Genomic DNA, 17,596 nt, shown 5'->3' on the forward strand with positions numbered 1-17,596 from the left:
TCTCGACCGCCGCAGCGTCAAGAAGGCGGCAACAGGAGTTCTGCATGGCGTATTCGTTCGATTCCGCTCCGTCCGGTCCCTCTCCGTCCGGTGTAGAGCCCGAAACCCAGGGTGGCGGCGCTGCGGCCTGGTTCGCGGTGACGATCCTGTGCATCGCGCAAATCGTCTCGACGATCGACCGCGGCATGCTCGCGCTAGTGATCGACCCGGTCCGCGCCGATTTGTCGATCAGCGAGATCCAGATCGCACTGCTCCAGGGGTTCGCCTTCTCGGTATTCTACGTGACGATCGGCCTGCCGCTCGGTGCGGTCGCCGATGTGGTCAACCGCAAGCGCCTGTTGATCGGCGGGATCATCGTCTGGAGCGCGGCGACGATCGGCGGCGGGCTCGCGCAGGATTTCGGCCACATGTTCGCGTCGCGCGTCTTCATCGGCGTCGGCGAGGCGGTGCTCGGCCCCTGCGCGGTGACGATGATCGGCGACATGTTCCCACCAAGCCGCCGCGGTCGGCCGATCGCGGTCTATGTGCTCGGCTCGATGGTCGCCTACGGGATCGGTTCGCTGGTCAGCGGCTACATCCTCCAGATCGCACCGACCGGCGTGTTCGGCGGCGTACCGTTCCTCGCCGATCTCGCGCCGTGGCGGATCGTGTTCGTGCTGGTCGGCAGCTTCGGCTTCGTCATCGCCTGCCTGCTGGCGCTGCTGCGCGAACCACCGCGTCGGGGCAGCGTGCCCGGCGTCAAGGGCAAGACCGCGTTTCGCGCGTCGCTCCACCATTTCATCGACCAGCGCGGCGTATTCCTGCCGCTGTACGGCATGCTCGGGCTATTTGCGATGGGCGGATCCGCGGCGACCGGCTGGGGCGCGGTGCTGCTGACCCGCTCGTTTGGGTTCCAGATCGGCGCGGCGGGCAAGAGCCTCGGCGTCGGCCAGATCGGCTGGGCGATCGTCGGCGCGCTGCTCGCGAGCGTCTTGGTCGACCGCGTCTCGCGCGATGCAGGAGCCGTCGGCAAGGTGAAGCTTGCCGCAATACTGTGTCTGGCCGCGATCCCCGCCACGATCGCCGGGCTGGCGAGCAACGGCACGCTCGCGGTGCTGCTGCTGTCCGAGATCATGTTTGCCAGCGCGGTGTTCGGCACGACGATGCTGTCGGTCATCTCGCAGATCACCCCACCCGGCGCCCGCGGACTCGCCGTCGCGCTGTATGCGTTCGTGATGACGATGATCGGCGGATCGCTGGGGCCGCTCGCGGTCGCGTATCTGACGCAGACCGTGTTCGGCGCCCCCGAAGCAGTCGGCCAGTCGATGGCGATCGTCGGCGTTGCGGCGCTTGGCGCGGCGACGCTGCTCGGGCTGCTTACCGTTCGACGGATGCGCGCCGATCAGGCCGACGCCCACTGGCTCGCCACCGAACCCTCCGCCGCCTGAGCGCGGCGCTCCCACGAAAGACCAAATTATGGACCGCATCACGCGCGCCTATGCCGACTCACGCTATGGCCAGGTGCATTACCGCATCGTCACCCCCGAAAACCCGACCTCCGCGATCCCGCTGCTGTGCCTCCATCAGACACCCGGCAACGGCGGCGACTGGGCGCCTGTCATGCCGACGCTCGGGAGCGCGCGGATCGTCATCGCCGCCGACACCCCCGGCTACGGCATGAGCTCGCCTCCGCCCGAGCCTGCGCGGATCGAGGATTTTGCGGGAGTCATGACGCAGCTGATGGACGATCTCGCTGCTAGCGGCGCGATCCCCGCGGGCGCGTTCGACGTCATGGGCTATCACACCGGATCGCTGATCGCGACCGAGCTTGCCAGGACCCTGCCCGACCGCGTGCGGCGCGCGGTGCTGTTCGGCCTTGCCGCCTATCCGGCCGAGGCGCGCGCGGAAAAGCTCGCGCGGCTGCGCGACAATTTCCCGGTGCCCGAGCGCAATCTCAACCACGTCAACAAGCTGTGGGACATCATGCAGTCGCTGATGGACCCGCGGATGAGCGCCGAAGAGCTGCATGTCGGGATGGCGGAATGCCTGCGCCTCGGCACGCGGATGCCATGGGCATATATCTCGGTGTATAAATACGACTTCCTCGCGGCGATGGCGGCGGTGTCGCAGCCGGTGCTGGTAATGAACCCCGAGGACGATCTGTGGGAGGTCACGCGCGCCACCGCCGCGCTGTTCCCGGCGGGGCGGCGCCACGACATGCCCGGCGTGCGTCACGGCGTGCTGTCGATCGAGCATGATCGCGTGGTCGCCGAGATTACCGGCTTCCTCGACGCCTGAACGATTCCGCCCAGCGGCATTACTATCCGCTGGGCGATCATACAGGTTCCCAAGCTGGCGCCCAGCCCGGTTGATCCCCATCCCGATGTCGGACGTGGACGCCGGTTTGACCGGCAGGCCCGCATCCGAACCGAAGTTCGCAGGAACCCGCGATCGCCGGAGGCTCATAATGGCCGCGGCGCATGATCGACGGGAGAACAGCTACCCCATCTGCGGGAAGGCGGCCAGGCGCCTTGCCGATATCATCAAAGGGACTTCGCGAATGTATCGCTTTTCAACCACGGTCGTGCGCAGTTGCCTTGCGGCCTCCGCGTCGATCCTCGCCATCGGCGCAATGACGTCGCCTGCGCTCGCCCAATCGGCTGCCGAGACTGCGGCAGTACCAGTGCCAGCAACGGCGCCAGCGACATCACCGCCCCCCGTTCAGTCGGTTGCGCCCGCAGTGGCTGTCGCTGCCGAAGCGCCATCCGAGGAAATCCTGGTGACCGCGCGCAAGCGTGCCGAGGACATCCTCAAGACGCCGATCTCGATCTCCGCCTTCACGAGCGCCGATATCCAGGCGCGCGGCATCCAGTCGATCACCGATCTGTCCGCCTTCACGCCCAGCATGAAGATCGTCAGCACCGCGTCGGGCCGCAACGACCGCTCGTTCCAGCAGATCATCATCCGCGGCTTCACCCCGTCGAGCGCCGCCGCGCAGACCACATCGCTGTTCATCGACGGCGTTCCCGTCTCGACCGCGACCGGCATCCAGACGATCACCGACCCCGAGCGGATCGAAGTGCTGAAGGGTCCGCAGAGCGCCTATTTCGGCCGCCAGACCTTTGCCGGCGCGGTCAACGTGGTCACCAAGGCACCGCCAAAGGACCTCGAAGGCTCCGTCAGCGGGATGCTCGGCACGCGCAACAACCGCGACGTCCAGTTCGCGATCGGCGGTCCGATCTTTGGTGAGGTGCTCGGCTTCCGTGCCACCGTGCAGGAAGTGGCCAAGGACGGATCCTACGAGAATGCCGGCGTCCCCGGCCAGACGCTGGGCGACCAGCGCACCCGTTCGGGCACGCTGTCGCTGCAGTTCGAGCCGACGCATAATCTGAAGATCAAGGCGTTCGGCCTGTTGTCGGCGAACAAGGATGGCCCCAACGCCACCGGCTTCATCTCCGCGTACGGCGTCACCAACCCGAAGACCGGCGCGGTCATCGTCCCGAACCAGGGCAATTGCAGCTTCAACGGCGTCACCGCGGCGGGCGCGGCGGTCGTCAACCAGTCGATCTGCGGGACCGTGCCGAAGCTGTCGTCGACCTCGCCGTCGATGAACACCGCGAACGACGCGAACATCACCAATTTCCTCGCCAGTTCGAACGGTCGCGTCGTCAACGCGGACGATGGCGTCCAGGGCTATGGCCTCGTCAGCCGCTATTATCACCTGCATCTCAATGCCGACTGGGCGATCGGCGATACCGGGATCACGCTGTCGTCGCTGACCGGCTATAACAACGAGCGTCGCAGCCAGATGTCGGACCTCGACCTCTATTACGACACGTCCGCCGCCAACCCGAGCACCGCAGCCGGCGCACCGAGCTATTTCTCGTATCCCTATATCGTCGAGGCCGTCAGTCGCGACGTCTCGCAGGAGGTCCGCGCGAGCTACGAGCCGGGCGGCCCGTTCCACGCGACGATCGGCGCAAGCTATCTCAACGCCTTTTTCCAGGGCAGCGGCGGCGGCGGCAACGGTGCGCTCGGCACCACCGTCTCCAGCGTGGTCAGCGGCGCGACGCGCTCGAAGACCAGCGGCGTCTTCTTCGGCGTGGGCTATGACATCACGCCGTCGCTCAAGATCAATTTCGACGGCCGCTATCAGGAGGATCACCTGATCGCCTATACCAAGCCGACCGGGCAGACGCTGTCGACCAGCGTCTTCGCGCCCGCCGGCGTGTATGCGGGCGGCTCGGTCCTGGTGCAGGACAAATACAAGAACTTCATGCCGCGCGTGATCGTCAACTATGACGTCACGCCCGAGACGATGGTCTACGCCTCCTATTCGAAGGGCATCAATCCGGGCGCGTTCAACACCGTGTTCCTCAGCAGTTCGCCCGCGGTGCAGGATATCGCCGCCGCTGCCGGGCTGAAGGTCGCGGTCAAGCCCGAGACGCTCAACAATTACGAGATCGGCCTCAAGGGACGGCTGTTCGACAACGCCATCCGCTACAGCCTGAGCGCGTATTACGGGATCTGGAACAACCAGATCAACGCGCTGACGCTGGCGGCGAAAGATCCGACGACCGGGCTGATCTACGTCATCCAATCCACCGACAATACCGGCAAGGTGCGCGTTTCCGGGCTCGAGGCCGAAGTGTCGGCGCGGGCGTCGTCGCGGTTGAACTTCAACTTCTCGGGCTCGATCAACGACACGCATATCCTGAAGTTGAGCAGCCCGTCGGTCACGCAGCTGACCGGAATCACCGATTTCCGCGGCAAGGAAAATCCGCTGACGTCGAAATATTCAGGTGCGGCCTCCGCGCAATATACCGTGCCGATCGGCAACGAGGGCGTGAAGGCGTTCGGCCGGGCGGACTTCACCTACAAGTCGGGCGTCTACACCAACGCCGCCAACATCCTGAAGACCCCCGCCATGACGCAGGTCAATCTGCGGCTGGGCGTCGGCAACGACCGTGTGTCGATCGAGGCGTTCACGACCAACCTCTTCAACAACCGGGCCTATGCCAGCGCGATCGATTACTACACGTTCGACACGACCTTCTCGAAACTGGCGATCCCGTCGGGTGTGGCGGTCGCGTTGCGCGACCTGCGCACCTTCGGCCTGCGCGGACGGTATAACTTCTGAGGCTCTCGGGCTCGGGAGCATCGATCGCGATGCTCCCGAGCCTTTATTCGTAAAGGCGTTGCAATGCTTCTGAATCGAGACCGGGCCGATGCCCTGATGGACCGCGACGGTGTGACGGCGATCGTCGCATCGACGCCGATCAACACCTTCTACCTCAGCAGCTGGGCAACCGATGCGAGCTGGGGCTTCGGCGATCTCGCGCTTGCGATCCTGCCGCGCGATCATGGGCGCGACGCGGCTGTCCTGACGGTCGAGGTCGACATGGGCCAGCCGCAACAGGGCCAGGGCACCTGGATGATCGTCCGCGGCTATGCGCGGAAAGCCGGGATCGGCGCGGGCGGCGTCCAGGCGACGATGAACGCGGAAGGCCTGCCGCAGAACCACCCGGAAGCGGTCGCCGCGCATCTCCGCGAACAGGGCCTCGACCAGGGCCGCGTCGCGTTCGAGGATCGCGGGCTCGGCATCGACGTCGCCGCCCTGCTCGGCGGGACAATCGAAGTCGTCGAGGCGCGCGACCTGCTGCGAGACATCCGCATGGTCAAGACCGCACCGGAAATGGCCAACATGCGCGCAGCCTCGCGCAAGACCGAACTCGCGCTCCAAATTTCCGCCGAGGCGATCGCCGCCGGCGCGACCTGCGCAGAGGCCGAACGCGTGTTCTGGTCCGCCGCAGCGCTTGCCGGCGGACGCCCCGTGTTCCTGCTGATCACCCCGTATCGCGCGAACTTCGGCCGCCTGCCCAAGAACGCAGCGCTCGAGCCCGGCGACACCGTCACCTTCGATGCGACCGCGGAGTTCGGTCACTATACCAGTGACATCGGCCGCACCGCGGTGATCGGCGAACCCTCCCCCGAACAGCTCCGCCGCTACAACGCGACGCGGCTCGGCTGGCACGAGGCGTTGCCGCACTTCAAGGCGGGCGCGCTGTCGACCGATGTCGAGAAGGCGGTGGTCGCCTGCATCCAGGCCAATGGCAACCCCGAGTTCCGCGCCTGCGGGCTGCACTCGGTCGGTCTCGAACACACCGATCACCCGCATCCCGGCGGCGGCATGCACAGCTTCACGCTGGTCGACGGCATGGTGCTGAGCTGCGACCTGCCCTGGATCGGGCCCGCGGTCGGCAAATTTCATTTCGAAGACATCATCTACCTGAAGGACGACGTCGTGGAGATCCTGAACGATGCCGATGGCCGCCTGCTGGCGTGCATCGATGGCCGGACCGTTCGCGTTGACTGAGCGCGCCGCTGGGGCGGCCCCCTCCTACCCCTCTCTGCGCCAGAGCTGGTGGCCGATGCTGCTGCTCTTCCTCGCCGCCAATCTCTACAGCATCGACAAGGCGATCGTCGGCGTGCTTGCCGAGCCGATCAAGGCCGATCTGGGCATCAGCGACATCCAGATGGGGCTGCTGCTCGGGCTCGCGTTCACGTTGCTCAGCGGGATCTGCGGGCTCTGGCTCGGCAGCCTGGCCGATCGCGGCATCCGTCGCAACATCCTCGCCGGCAGTATCATCCTGTGGAGCCTCGCCACCGCCGCAGGTGGTCTCGCGCCCAACTTCGCCAGCTTCTTCGTGTTCCGCGCGCTCGTCGGTCTCGGCGAGGGCGCGATCGCTCCCGCCGCGCTGTCGCTGCTCGCCGACATGTTTCCGCCCGCACGACGCGGTCGGGCGATCAGCGGCTACATGATCGGCGCGTCGGTCGGCACCGCGCTGTCGTCGATCATCCCCGGCTGGATCCTCAGCGAAAACCTGCACCTCTCGATCCCAGGCTACGGCCAGGTCGTGCCGTGGCGCACCACCTTCCTGTTGTGCGGCATGATCGGCCCGGTCGTCGGATTGCTGTTCTTTACGATCAAGGAGCCGGTCCGCCACGGCCTGAAGGCGATCGAGACCACGCCGTCGCATGTGAAGGACAAGCTCGCCTATCTCTGGCGCCAGCGCAGCGTCGTCGCGCCGTTGTTCGGCGGGTTCACGCTCTATTACGTCGCATTCATCGGCGTGCTGTCTTGGACCGTACCGCTGCTGATGCGGACGTTCGGCGTCGGCTTGACCAGTTTTGCCGGCCTGCTCGGCGGAGTCGCGCTGGTCGCGGGACTGTCCGGCTATCTGTTCGGCGGGTTCATCGTCGACACCGTCTCGCACGGTAATCCCGGCAAGCGGCTCCGGCTGATGGCGTTGTTGCCGCTGATCGCGCTCCCCTGCGCGTTCGCCGGCTATGCGCCGAGCGTGCTGGTCGCGATCCTCGCGCTCGCCACGATCAGCTTTGCGACGCCGATCCTCAACGTCGCGACCAACGTAACCATCCAGGAAATCGTCTCGAACGACATGCGCGGCTTCTCGTTCGCGTTCCTCGGCGTGGTCGTCGCGATCCCGGCAGGCGCCGGCGGACCGTTCGCGATCGCCTGGGTCACGCAGACGCTGCTCGGCGATCCGCTGCGCCTCGGCCAGGCCTTCCTGATCGTCGGCCTGCCTTGCTTCCTGCTCGCCGCCGCCTGCTTCCTGCTCGCCGCCCGCGCCTATGCCCGCACGACCGACGACGGCGAACTCGCCCGCGTCGTCCGGTCGAGCCGAACCTGAATTCCCGGAGATAGATGATGACCGACCCGACCCGGAAGATGATCCTGGCCACCTTCATCCACAACAGCGGCGCGCATCCCGGCGGCTGGCGCTATCCGGGTGCCGAGGCCGTCGACCAGCACGACTTCCAGCATTACGCGCACATCGCCCAGACCGCCGAACGCGGCAAGATGCACTGCTATTTCTCCGGTGATTCCGTCGGTTTCCCGCAGATCTCGGGCAAGGACGCGTTCGCCGCGACCGATTATGCGGGCAAGCTCGAGCCGACCACGCTGCTCGCTGCGCTGGCCGTCGTCACCAAGCATATCGGCCTGATCGCGACCGCATCGACCACCTATAACGATCCCTATTCGATCGCCCGCCGGTTCGCATCGATCGACCATATCTCGAAGGGTCGCGGCGGCTGGAACGTCGTGACCTCGGCCGGCGACAACGAGGCGCGCAACTTCGGTCGCGATGCCAACATGGACCATGACGACCGCTACGCACGGGCGGAGGAGTTCGTCGATGTCGTCAAGAACCTGTGGGATTCGTGGGAGGACGGCGCGATCCTGCGCGACCGCGAGGCGGCGCGCTATTTCGACACCGACCGCGTCCACCAGCTCGATCATGTCGGCAAGTTCTTCAAGGTCGCAGGCCCACTCAACGTCAACCGCCCGCCCCAGGGCCATCCGATCATCGTCCAGGCGGGCGGATCGGGCGTCGGCCGCGCACTCGCCGCGCGCACTGCGGACCTGATCTTCACCGCGCAGAGCACGCTCGAAGGCGCCAAGACCTTCTACGACGACATGAAGCAGCGGGCGGTCGGCTTCGGGCGCAATCCCGATCACCTGCTCGTCATCCCGTCGGTCCAGCTGATGGTGCGCTCAACCGAGCGGGAGGCCAAGCTCGCCGAGGCGGAACTGCTCGACCTGATCCCCGACGCGCTGGCGCTCCGCACGCTCCAGCTACAGCTCGGCGTCGACCTGTCGGCCTATTCGCCGGACGCGATGCTGCCAGACCTGCCGCTGACCAACGGCGGGCAATGGGTGCAGCAGCAGATCGTCAAGATGGCACGCGACGAGAGCCTGACGATCGCGCAGCTCGCGCGCCGCGTCGTCGTGTCGCGGGCGAGCTTCTCGTTGTCGGGCACGCCCGAGCAGATCGCCGACATGTGCGAACTCTGGTTCCGCGAAGGTGGCGCCGACGGCTTCTCGCTGTCGCCGAATTACCTGCCGGGTGGACTCGACGACTTCGTCGATCAGGTCATTCCGATCCTCCAGAAGCGCGGCCTGTTCCGTACCGAATACCAGGGCGCGACGTTGCGCGAGAATCTCGGCCTGCCCCGTCCGGAAAACGCGTTCGTCGCCAACCCGGCACTCGGCCGCGAACCGACGATGTGGGCGTGACGTAACCTCTTATCCTCCCCCGCCGGGGGGAGGATTGTTTTAGTTCCTGCACATAGTCCCCCCCCGTCATGCCGGGCTCGTTCCAGCATCCACGGTTCCGCGCAATCGACGGATTAGGGCTTGCAACGGCAGACCCCGGAACACGTCGGCGGTTATTCTTCTCCGACATGTAAACCTTGTTTCCCCGCGAAGGCGGGGATCCAGACTGGGCTCCCGCCTTCGCGGGAGAACAAGAGGAGCGGTCGAGACTGCGTTGAAACGCGCGTACATGCTCGATCGGTATAGGTGTCGAACACGTCTGGGGTGACGGAGTGAGTTTGGCGACGGTGCTTAAGGGCGACTCACCCGTTACCGCGCCTCGACGAACGCCTTCAACACAGCCCCGGCCGCAGCCGGATTGTCCTGGATCACGAACGCACCCGAGTTCGGCACCACCGCGGTCCGGACATGCTTCAGCGCAGCCTCGGCCGCCGGCTGAAACTTCCGATACGCCTTGTCGCGGTCGCCATAGACGAGCAATGTCGGCGCCTCGACCCGTTTAAGCGTGCCGGCGATGTCGGTGATCGCGACGCCGCGCTCGGTCGGCTGGATCCAGTGCCCGGCGGCTTTGCGGCTGGCGATGCCCTCGACGTTGATCGCCTCGGCATGGACTATCCCGAAGATTTGCTCGATCATCGCCGGCGCGGTCGGGACCGGATTGCCGCCCGCGTCGAACAACGCGGTCTGCCTGGCATCGATGTTGGTCGCGATCTCGGCGAGCGAGCGCCGCACGCCTAGCGCACTCGAGATGATCGCGAGCTTGGCGACGCGCTCGGGCCAGAACGCCGCGAGCGGCACCGCGACACAGCCGCCCAGCGACGTGCCGAGCAGGTCGACCCGGTCGATCCCCATCTCGTCGAGCGCACCGATCAACAGCGCCGCACTCTCGCCCAGCGTATGGATGTACGGCGCCGTGCCGAGCCACTGCGACCCGCCATGCCCGGGCAGATCGAATGCGATGACACGGCGGCCCTGCGCCAGCACCGGCGCGACGAAGCGCCAGTCCGACAGCCACCCGCCGAGCTTGTGCAACAGCACGATCGGCGGGCGCCCGCTGCGATCCTCGCCGAGCGTCGCATAATGGAGCGTGCCGCCTGCCCGACGAAGATCGCCGAATTTGGTCCAGGGACCGACTGGCGGCACGATCGACGCGGCCCCCGATGCCGCGCCGGAGGGAATTTGCGCTCGGGCGCCCGAACCGAAGACCGCAGCGGCCGCGGTGATGGCGGCGCCGGTGGCGAGATCGCGACGGTTGATCATGCTGGTCCTCGTATCTCGATGTATCGATGGCATACCGGACAACCGCGACCGGCCCTGCGGGTTACGGCAGCGTTGGTCGCCTGTCGGATAAACATACTAGGGTTTGCGCAGGCGAGGCTCGATCCTTCGTGGTCCCGGTATCAGCGTGCGGGCGGCTTCAACGTCGTCAGATAGGCGATGACCGCCGCGCGATTGGTCGGATTGGCGATGCCGCCGAACGCCATCTTCGTGCCCGGCACCACCGCGCTCGGCCGCGTCAGGAAATTGTCGAGGTTGGCCGCGGTCCACGTCACGCCCGCCTTCTTCATCGCCGGCGAATAGACATAGCCCGGGCGGACCGCCGATTTCGCGCCGACCACGCCGTTCAGGTTCGGGCCGATGCCGTTGCGCTCGCCCGGTCCGGGCGTGTGGCAGGCACGGCATTGAAGGAACAGCTTGCCGCCGAACACCGGATCGCCCGCCGCCGACGCCGCCTGCGGCAGCGCCACGCAGGCAATCGCCGCGATGATCCCGATCCGTGTCATACAAATCCCTTTCGTCCGAAGCTCGACGCAAACCCTAGACGCGCCGCGCCGGCGATCGCTGGGCCAAGCGCCGGGATGATCGCAGGGCGAGCAACGTCGACGCATGTCTGGCCGATAACGCCGCCATCACTTGTATTCCGTGCACGCAACCGTCGTCCGGAGCCCGATCATGAACACGCATCCGCTCAACCCGATCACGCCCGAGCATATCGCGGACTATCGCCGCGACGGAGTCGTCTGCCTGCGGCAGATGTTCGATGCCGACTGGATCGCGTCGCTCAAGCAGGCCGCCGACGCGGTGATCGCCGATCCGCACGCGCACGGCCAGACCGGGCCGTCGCACGGCGCGATGACGTCGGTCTCTTTCCTGTGGCGCAACGAGGGGCCGTTCCGCGATTTCGTCGAGAACTCCCCCGTCGGCGAGATCGTCGGCCGGGTGATCGAGGCGGATACCATCCAGCTTTTCCACGATCACCTGTTCCACAAGCCCGCCGGATCGCCGAGCATCATGCAATGGCATGCCGATCACCTGTGGCCGTTCACCGGCACGATGATCCCCAACATCTGGATCGCGCTGTCGCCGGTCAACAAGGAGAATGGCCGGATCGAGTTCGTCGCGGGCTATCATCGGTTCTGCATCGACACCGGATCGAGGTTCGGCCCGGCGGGCGACGGCAGCTTCCGCTTTCCCGATTTCCAGGCCGAGCGCGACAATCCCGACTTCCCGTTCGACTTCGTCACCTGGGATCTCGAACCCGGCGACGCGGTGCTGTTCCACGTCGACATCCCGCATTATTCGAAGGGCAATGATTCCGAACATCTGGCGCGCACCGGGCTTGCCGTCCGCGTGATCGGCGACGACAGCTATTGGTGCCCGCGCGAGGGCCTCACGCCGATCGCCGGGGTCGACGTGCATGCGCAGCCCGAGGGCGTGCATCCCGCCCCGATCCCCGAACTGCCGGTGATCTGGCGCCGCCCCGAGAACGAGCCGCGCGCCTTTCGGCCGGCGGTCGCCGCGTGACGATCGATACGCTGGCGAGCAAACGCGCGTTCCTCACCCGCTCCGGCGCGCTGCTCGCGTCGCTCGGGCTGGCTGCGCTCGCCGATGGCAGTCTCGCGGCGGACCTCAAGAAGACCGCGATCCCGCTCGATTATCCCGGCACCGGGCCGATCCCGTGGTTCCGCCGGATCTTCCATCTCTACACCGGCCCCGACGGCCTGACGCACGCCGCACAGATCCCCATCGATACGCCGGAGGGCGCGCAGACCGCGCAGTTCCTCCGCCGCACCGCCGAGCGAGTCACGATCGGCGGGCTGGCCGCCAATGCGGGGTTCGGCTTCCATGTCGCCAACCAGCCGACGTTGCTGATCCCGATCTTCGGGACGATGATCGTCGAGCTGCACGACGGTACGCGCCATGAACTGCAGCACGGCGACATCGCAATCGCCGAGGATTGCTCGGGCAAGGGGCATATCTCGCGCGCCGGAGCGAACGGTTCATTCATGGTCGCGGTGCAGTTGCCGAAATCGCTCTGCCCCGCGACGGGACCCTCCGACCCGGCCAGCTTCTGGAAGGATTAACCCGGCAGCAATGCGGTGAAGGCGGCGCGGGTGGCGTCGTCGATGCCGATGCCGAGCACGGTCGATCCGCCCTCGGCATAGCAATGCGAGCGATGGCCCTGCCCGTGCGTGTCGAGCATCAGCAGGACCGACCCGGTGCGCAGCATCCGCCGCTCGCCGTCGCCTGCCTCGATCTCCCATTCGCCCGACAGGACGATCGAGAGGCCCGCCATGTTCGCGACGTGCCAGTCCTTCACGACCGGTCCGGTGCCAACGACGAACCCCATCACGGTCGCACCGGTCGCACCGAGAAACCGCGTCCTGCCCTCGACATCGACGGTCTGCGCCAGCGCGGGGAGCGCGACGTCGGTCAGATGCGACACCCCGTCACGGTCGGCATAAATGCAGACGGCGTCGACCGTGGGCGGCTGTTCAGCGCACATCATGCGTGACGCGGTCGAGGAACACGCGGGCGGCGGCGACGCTCGCCGGCCCGCATTCGAGCGGCATCATGTGGCCGCAATACCGGATCACCGTCAGCCGCTTGTCGGTCGAGCCGAGCAGCCGCAGCGCATTGCGCCCGTCGATTGCAAGCGGCACTTCGGGGTCGGTGTCCGACCACAGCAGCAACGCGGGCGCGCGGATCGCGGCGAGGTCCGCGGGGGTGCGCGCGAACGACACGTAACCGGGCGGACGCGGGCGGCGCAGGTAGAATTGCGCACGGTTGTTGAGGTCGGTCCATTCGCGCACCAGCGCCGACGTCACCTTGGCCGGATCGGCATAATTGGCGGTCAGGACGCCGTTCCAGAACGCCGGCATGTGCCACCCGCCGAGATAGGGATCCGCCCATAGCGCCAGCCGGAACGCGAGCGGATACGCGGTCGGCCGGAAGGCAAGCGGCCCGGCAGCGATGTTGGCGAAGATCACGCCCCTAACCTTGTCGGGATGCGCAGCGGCGTATGCAGCGGCAGATTCGCCGCCGCTGGAGGTTGCGGCCAGCACGAAGCGGTGCACGCCGAGCCGTTCGGTCAGTGCCCCGATCAGCTCGGCCTCGCGCGCGGCGTCGTAGCGCCCCTGCGGTTCGGCACCGCTCAGCCCCATCGGCGGGCGATCGAAGCGGATCAGCCGGTACCGCCCGCGCAACGCGTCCGCCCAGCCGTCCCACATCCGCAGGCTCGCGAACGAGCCGTGGACCAGCACGATCGCCGGCCCCTGCCCTTCGTCGACATAATGGATTGACTGGCCATCGATCGTCGCGAACCGGCCGGTCGGCAGCGCATACCGCGCGCGCAGTTTGGCATCGTCCGGCGTCCGCCAGCCCTGCCGCGCCGATACGACGTACCAGCCTGCGCCGATCGTCAGCAGACCGACGATGGCGATCGCCAGCCGGGCAATCTTGCGGATCATTTCGCAGGGTGCGCCTTGAGAAACGCGCTCGTCCGCAACAGCGCATTGGCGCGGACGTCGGCGTAGAACAGGCCGAAGTCGTGATAATGCATGCTGCCCCCCGGCAACGGCTTCAGGCCGAGCGACGGCGCGGGATCGACCACCAGCATCCCGTGATCGCACCGCGCCGAGACCGCGCCGCGGATCAGCGGGCCGACCACGCCCTCGCCCGGATCACCCGGCACTGCGCCCAGGCTGCGCGTTGCGGGCGCATTCGGGACGGCGCGGTCGAACGTCAGCGGGTTGACGCACAGCGTCCGCTTGTCGGGCCCGTCGCCATATTTATCGACGAACCCCTGCTCCGCGCGTGTCGCCGCGAGCGTCAGGTCGACGCTGCCGAGCACCGCGTTCCACTGCACCGCGCAACCGGTCTGCGCGGGCGTGTCGCAGATCGGGGTGTGCGTATAGCGGCGCGAAAAATCGCCCTCCGCGAGGTTGAAGCCGATCGCATAGGCGGCAACCATGCGCGCCGCGATCGGCTTGCCGTCGATCCGCGTCTCGAGCAGCTTGGCGACCATTAAGCCGCCCTGGCTGTGCCCGGCGAGGATGAATGGCCGGCCGTGATTCTGGTAGCGGATATAATGGTCGAACGCGCGCTCGACGTCGCCATACGCCAGATCGAGCGCGCGATCGCGGCCGCCGACCTTGTCGCTCAGCAGCGATGCCTGGCGGTAACGCGGCGCATAGACCCGGCAGCAGGCGTTGAAAACGCTCGCCTGCCGCGCGATCGTGCTGGCGTCGGTCCAGTCGTTGACGCTCTTGTCGGCGACGTCCTGGTTCCAGATCGTCGTGGTACGGAACGTGGTGGGGTGGATGAAGAAGACGTCGACCGGCGCGTTACGGGCGGCGGCGGTCGCGCCCTTGGGGACTGCGGCACTGGCGCCGGGGCCTGCGGGGCCTGCCGCCCAGGACGAGGCGAGCGCATAGTCCGGCGCAGCGGGCGGGGTCTGGTCGGCGAACGCGGGGACCTGCGCCGCAACGTTCGCCGCCATGCCCGTAGCGGCGAGCAGGAGACCGATCCGCACCAATGTCTTCAATTCGAATACCCTTGCGTTAGCGACGCGGACCGATCTGCCGCCAAAAGTGCCTTCGGAACCGGTCGGCGATTACCCTGTCCATCATGCAAAGCTTGTTTCCCCGCGAAGGCGGGGGCCCAGACTGGGCTCCCGCCTTCGCGGGAGAACAAAGCAGTTCGGGCTAGCGGGAAGTGGGTTTGCACATACTGGCCCCAAGATGCCCGGCCCTCCCCTACCCCTTGTACGTCACCGGCGGGCGCCGCAGCGCCGCCTCCGGGTCCGCGATGATCGTCCTGTCGTGCGCCTCCAGCATCGCCAGCCAGTCCTGCGGCATGTCGCCGATCTTCAGCACCTTCGCACCGATGCCGCGCAGCGTGATCGTGCCCGGCCGGTCGCCCATCTTCAGCCAGCGCGGAAAGCTCGTCACGTCGCTCGAATGCACCCACGCATCGACCGAAGTCGTCCGCGGATCAAGCGCCTGTGCCGACGGCCCGTAGATCATGCTGACATCGTTCACGATCCGGTCGGCAAACCCCGCAGTCCGCACGCGAGACCGCGCACGATACTGGACGAAGACATTGCCCTGCGCCTCGAACGGCGTTTCGGGGAACGGCTGGAACTCGATGTCCGACCCGCCAAGATTGCGCGGCACGGTCGGGATCGCATCGGGCGAATAATGGATCGTCGTCGGCCCGATCGGGTTGAACGGCGACACCAGCATCTCGCCCGTCAACGGATTGCGAAAGTCCCCCAGCCGCTTGCCGGTCGCCAGATCGGTGCGGAAGCCAAGCTCCATCTGGGTGACGTCGAAGCCGCCATCCTGGCCCTGACGGACCATCTGGATCCCGCCGAAGTTCATCCCGTACAGCGGCGTCAGCGTCGCATCGACATCGGCGAGATACTCGCCCTTGATCCACCAGAACACCATGCCCTCGTCGGTCCGATAGCGCAGCTTCCGGATGATCTTCCGCGCATCGTCGGCATTCTTCGGATCAAGCCGTTTTGCCGCCGCGGACGCCGATGACGGCAGCGCGGCGAGCGCCGCCGCCCCCATGCCGACCGCCATCACCGTGCGACGACCCAATAGCGGGGCGCGGCGATCCTCGTGTGCCAATGTCCATTCCGTCATACCGCCCCCCATGCTGCCCAGACCCTGCGCGACGATCACGCCCGCCCGACGATCTCCATCGCCGCGCGCTCGCCGCTCTCGAACGCCGATTCCATGCCGAAATCGACACGCCGCGTGTGTTCGCCGGCAAAGTGCAACACCTGCCACGGGTCGACCATCGTCCGCGCGAACGCGTTGACCTGCCCCGGCGCGAGGCTGAACCCGCAGCCGCGCTGGAGGGGATCCGCCTGCCAGTCCTTGTAGGTCGACACCTTGACCAGCCCCTTCGACGCCGGCCGCAACCGGGTGAGTTCGTCGAGCAGGAACGCCTCCGCCGCCGCCGGCCCCAGCTTCGCGATCGAGCGCGCGACGTTGCCGACCAGCACGATCATCGCGCGGTGCGCGCCGGTGCCCTTATGGTTGTCGATCGCCCAGAACATCCCCATCGGCCCGTCGGTCGAGAACGACGGCGGCAGGCCGTCCTCCAGCCAGAACGGCCGCTCGACGGTGACGTACATCCGCGCGGTGTTGGCATAGGGCATCTCGGTGATGGCCTTGCGCATCGTCGGGTTCGGCTTGCCGGCGATCGCGACGTCGCGCAGCATCGTGAACGGCAGCGTCGAGATCACGAACCGTGCCTTGTACACGCTGCCATCGGTGCAGGTGACGGTGCCGCCGGTGTCGGTCAGCGCGATACCCGCGACCTTCTTGTCGAGCCGGACGACGTCGCCGAGCTTGGCGGCCATCGCCAGCGGCAGCCGCTGGCACCCGCCCTCGATGTTGGAGATCTGCGCGAGACCGTCGATCTCCTTGCGATTATTGCCCTCGCCGAACGGATGGTCGCGGTGTGCGGGCGCCTGCGCCGGCCCCGCGATCTTGCGATCGAGCATGCCGCGCGTATCCTCCTGCCACATCCGCAGCAGCGAGGTCTCGTCGATGCCGATGCCGGGTGCGGAGAAGCTCGCGAGCTTGATCGCCTGCGCGCTATAGCCCTTCGCGGTCATCAACTGGCGCAGGCTGATATCGAATGCGCCATATTTGGGATCGAGCCAGTCCTCGACCTCCTTCAGCGGGTTGAACTTGGCCGACACCGCCTGCCCCATCAGCATCGGCGGGATTTTCCGCTCGTCCCCCACGCACGTGTTGAGCGGGTTGGCGTCCCAGGTCTTGGGGTCGATCCAGCTGTCCATATAGTGCGCGCCGAACGTCAGCAGGTCCCGGTCCTCGGAGAGCAGTTTCAGGCCGTGCGTGCGACACGCGTCGATCACTCGCGCGTAACTGCGGCCGATCTGGCTGGCACCGACGTCGATCGGGCCCTCCCCGGTCTGCACCGTCTTGACGCGCCCGCCGACCTGCGGCCCCGCTTCGAGGATGATCGGCCGCATGCCCGTCTCGGCGAGGATCGAGGCGGCATGCAGCCCCGACAGGCCGCCGCCGATGATGATGACGTCCGATGCCGTCGCCGCGAACACCGCCTTCGACAGAAGCGGGATGGCGGCCGCGGCGGCCACGAAACTACGCCGTGAGAGCATGGTCATCGACCCTTTTGATAATGGACAGCGTG

At 66.9% G+C, this 17,596-nt stretch carries 15 protein-coding genes; 8 read left to right on the forward strand and 7 right to left on the reverse strand.

The features are described 5' to 3' along the window. The first annotated feature begins 44 nt into the window (after positions 1-44). The 6 genes from VH567_RS00290 to VH567_RS00315 all read left to right on the forward strand — a co-directional run bounded on the left by VH567_RS00290 (position 45) and on the right by VH567_RS00315 (position 9,079). Complete coding sequence (locus VH567_RS00290) at positions 45-1,427, forward strand: MFS transporter (protein WP_423322223.1); 1,383 nt, start codon at positions 45-47, stop codon at positions 1,425-1,427. 28 nt (positions 1,428-1,455) lie between these two features. After that, positions 1,456-2,277, forward strand: a complete 822-nt coding sequence (locus VH567_RS00295) for an alpha/beta fold hydrolase (RefSeq protein WP_423322224.1) — start codon at positions 1,456-1,458, stop codon at positions 2,275-2,277. Positions 2,278-2,758: 481 nt separating this feature from the next. Next, positions 2,759-5,119 (forward strand): TonB-dependent receptor, encoded by a 2,361-nt coding sequence (locus VH567_RS00300; protein WP_423322225.1) that lies wholly within the window; start codon positions 2,759-2,761, stop codon positions 5,117-5,119. Between the two features lie 63 nt (positions 5,120-5,182). Next, entirely contained in the window at positions 5,183-6,355 is a 1,173-nt protein-coding gene (locus VH567_RS00305) for a M24 family metallopeptidase (protein WP_423322226.1), read from the forward strand. Next, the gene (locus tag VH567_RS00310) at positions 6,330-7,691 is read left to right on the forward strand and encodes an MFS transporter (protein WP_423322227.1); all 1,362 of its coding nucleotides are present in this window, start codon (positions 6,330-6,332) and stop codon (positions 7,689-7,691) included. Before VH567_RS00305 ends, VH567_RS00310 begins: the two co-directional genes overlap by 26 nt. A gap of 17 nt (positions 7,692-7,708) precedes the next feature. After that, a complete protein-coding gene (locus tag VH567_RS00315; protein WP_423322228.1) occupies positions 7,709-9,079 on the forward strand; it encodes an LLM class flavin-dependent oxidoreductase in 1,371 nt (456 codons plus the stop codon). 348 nt (positions 9,080-9,427) lie between these two features. On the opposite strand, the gene VH567_RS00320 is transcribed toward VH567_RS00315, so the two are convergent. Next, positions 9,428-10,378, reverse strand: a complete 951-nt coding sequence (locus VH567_RS00320; RefSeq protein WP_423322229.1) for an alpha/beta fold hydrolase — start codon at positions 10,376-10,378, stop codon at positions 9,428-9,430. A 140-nt stretch (positions 10,379-10,518) separates the two neighbouring features. Next, positions 10,519-10,902: a c-type cytochrome gene (locus VH567_RS00325; protein WP_423322230.1), complete on the reverse strand. Its 384-nt coding sequence runs from the start codon at positions 10,900-10,902 to the stop codon at positions 10,519-10,521. A gap of 169 nt (positions 10,903-11,071) precedes the next feature. On the opposite strand from VH567_RS00325, the gene VH567_RS00330 reads away from it, so the two are divergent. Together VH567_RS00330 and VH567_RS00335 are read left to right on the forward strand one after the other, a co-directional pair. After that, positions 11,072-11,923: a phytanoyl-CoA dioxygenase family protein gene (locus VH567_RS00330; RefSeq protein ID WP_423322231.1), complete on the forward strand. Its 852-nt coding sequence runs from the start codon at positions 11,072-11,074 to the stop codon at positions 11,921-11,923. Continuing rightward, positions 11,920-12,483: a hypothetical protein gene (locus tag VH567_RS00335; protein WP_423322232.1), complete on the forward strand. Its 564-nt coding sequence runs from the start codon at positions 11,920-11,922 to the stop codon at positions 12,481-12,483. Before VH567_RS00330 ends, VH567_RS00335 begins: the two co-directional genes overlap by 4 nt. On the opposite strand, the gene VH567_RS00340 is transcribed toward VH567_RS00335, so the two are convergent. From VH567_RS00340 to VH567_RS00360, 5 genes are all read right to left on the reverse strand, one after another. Further along, positions 12,480-12,908 carry a hypothetical protein gene (locus VH567_RS00340; RefSeq protein WP_423322233.1) on the reverse strand — a complete coding sequence of 143 codons (429 nt, stop codon included), beginning with the start codon at positions 12,906-12,908 and terminating at the stop codon, positions 12,480-12,482. The genes VH567_RS00335 and VH567_RS00340 overlap by 4 nt on opposite strands. Beyond that, the gene (locus VH567_RS00345) at positions 12,895-13,869 is read right to left on the reverse strand and encodes an alpha/beta fold hydrolase (protein WP_423322234.1); all 975 of its coding nucleotides are present in this window, start codon (positions 13,867-13,869) and stop codon (positions 12,895-12,897) included. The genes VH567_RS00340 and VH567_RS00345 overlap by 14 nt, the downstream gene beginning before the upstream one ends. Continuing rightward, positions 13,866-14,945 carry a DUF3089 domain-containing protein gene (locus tag VH567_RS00350; protein WP_423322235.1) on the reverse strand — a complete coding sequence of 360 codons (1,080 nt, stop codon included), beginning with the start codon at positions 14,943-14,945 and terminating at the stop codon, positions 13,866-13,868. Before VH567_RS00350 ends, VH567_RS00345 begins: the two co-directional genes overlap by 4 nt. A 211-nt stretch (positions 14,946-15,156) precedes the next feature. Further along, positions 15,157-16,053 (reverse strand): DUF1838 family protein, encoded by an 897-nt coding sequence (locus VH567_RS00355; RefSeq protein ID WP_423322236.1) that lies wholly within the window; start codon positions 16,051-16,053, stop codon positions 15,157-15,159. 35 nt (positions 16,054-16,088) lie between these two features. Beyond that, on the reverse strand, positions 16,089-17,570 hold the full coding sequence (locus tag VH567_RS00360) for a flavin monoamine oxidase family protein (protein ID WP_423322237.1): 1,482 nt from the start codon (positions 17,568-17,570) through the stop codon (positions 16,089-16,091). Positions 17,571-17,596: the final 26 nt, after the last annotated feature.

The sequence above is a fragment of the Sphingomonas sp. 4RDLI-65 genome (assembly GCF_049472435.1).
Lineage (GTDB): Bacteria > Pseudomonadota > Alphaproteobacteria > Sphingomonadales > Sphingomonadaceae > Sphingomonas.

Coding starts and splice junctions, on each gene's coding strand:
- VH567_RS00310 (WP_423322227.1), top strand. CDS start 6,330: ATGGCCGGACCGTTCGCGTTGACTGAGCGCGCCGCTGGGGCGGCCCCC.
- VH567_RS00320 (WP_423322229.1), bottom strand. CDS start 10,378: ATGATCAACCGTCGCGATCTCGCCACCGGCGCCGCCATCACCGCGGCC.
- VH567_RS00355 (WP_423322236.1), bottom strand. CDS start 16,053: ATGACGGAATGGACATTGGCACACGAGGATCGCCGCGCCCCGCTATTG.
- VH567_RS00345 (WP_423322234.1), bottom strand. CDS start 13,869: ATGATCCGCAAGATTGCCCGGCTGGCGATCGCCATCGTCGGTCTGCTG.
- VH567_RS00290 (WP_423322223.1), top strand. CDS start 45: ATGGCGTATTCGTTCGATTCCGCTCCGTCCGGTCCCTCTCCGTCCGGT.
- VH567_RS00325 (WP_423322230.1), bottom strand. CDS start 10,902: ATGACACGGATCGGGATCATCGCGGCGATTGCCTGCGTGGCGCTGCCG.
- VH567_RS00330 (WP_423322231.1), top strand. CDS start 11,072: ATGAACACGCATCCGCTCAACCCGATCACGCCCGAGCATATCGCGGAC.
- VH567_RS00340 (WP_423322233.1), bottom strand. CDS start 12,908: ATGATGTGCGCTGAACAGCCGCCCACGGTCGACGCCGTCTGCATTTAT.
- VH567_RS00360 (WP_423322237.1), bottom strand. CDS start 17,570: ATGACCATGCTCTCACGGCGTAGTTTCGTGGCCGCCGCGGCCGCCATC.
- VH567_RS00305 (WP_423322226.1), top strand. CDS start 5,183: ATGCTTCTGAATCGAGACCGGGCCGATGCCCTGATGGACCGCGACGGT.
- VH567_RS00315 (WP_423322228.1), top strand. CDS start 7,709: ATGACCGACCCGACCCGGAAGATGATCCTGGCCACCTTCATCCACAAC.
- VH567_RS00295 (WP_423322224.1), top strand. CDS start 1,456: ATGGACCGCATCACGCGCGCCTATGCCGACTCACGCTATGGCCAGGTG.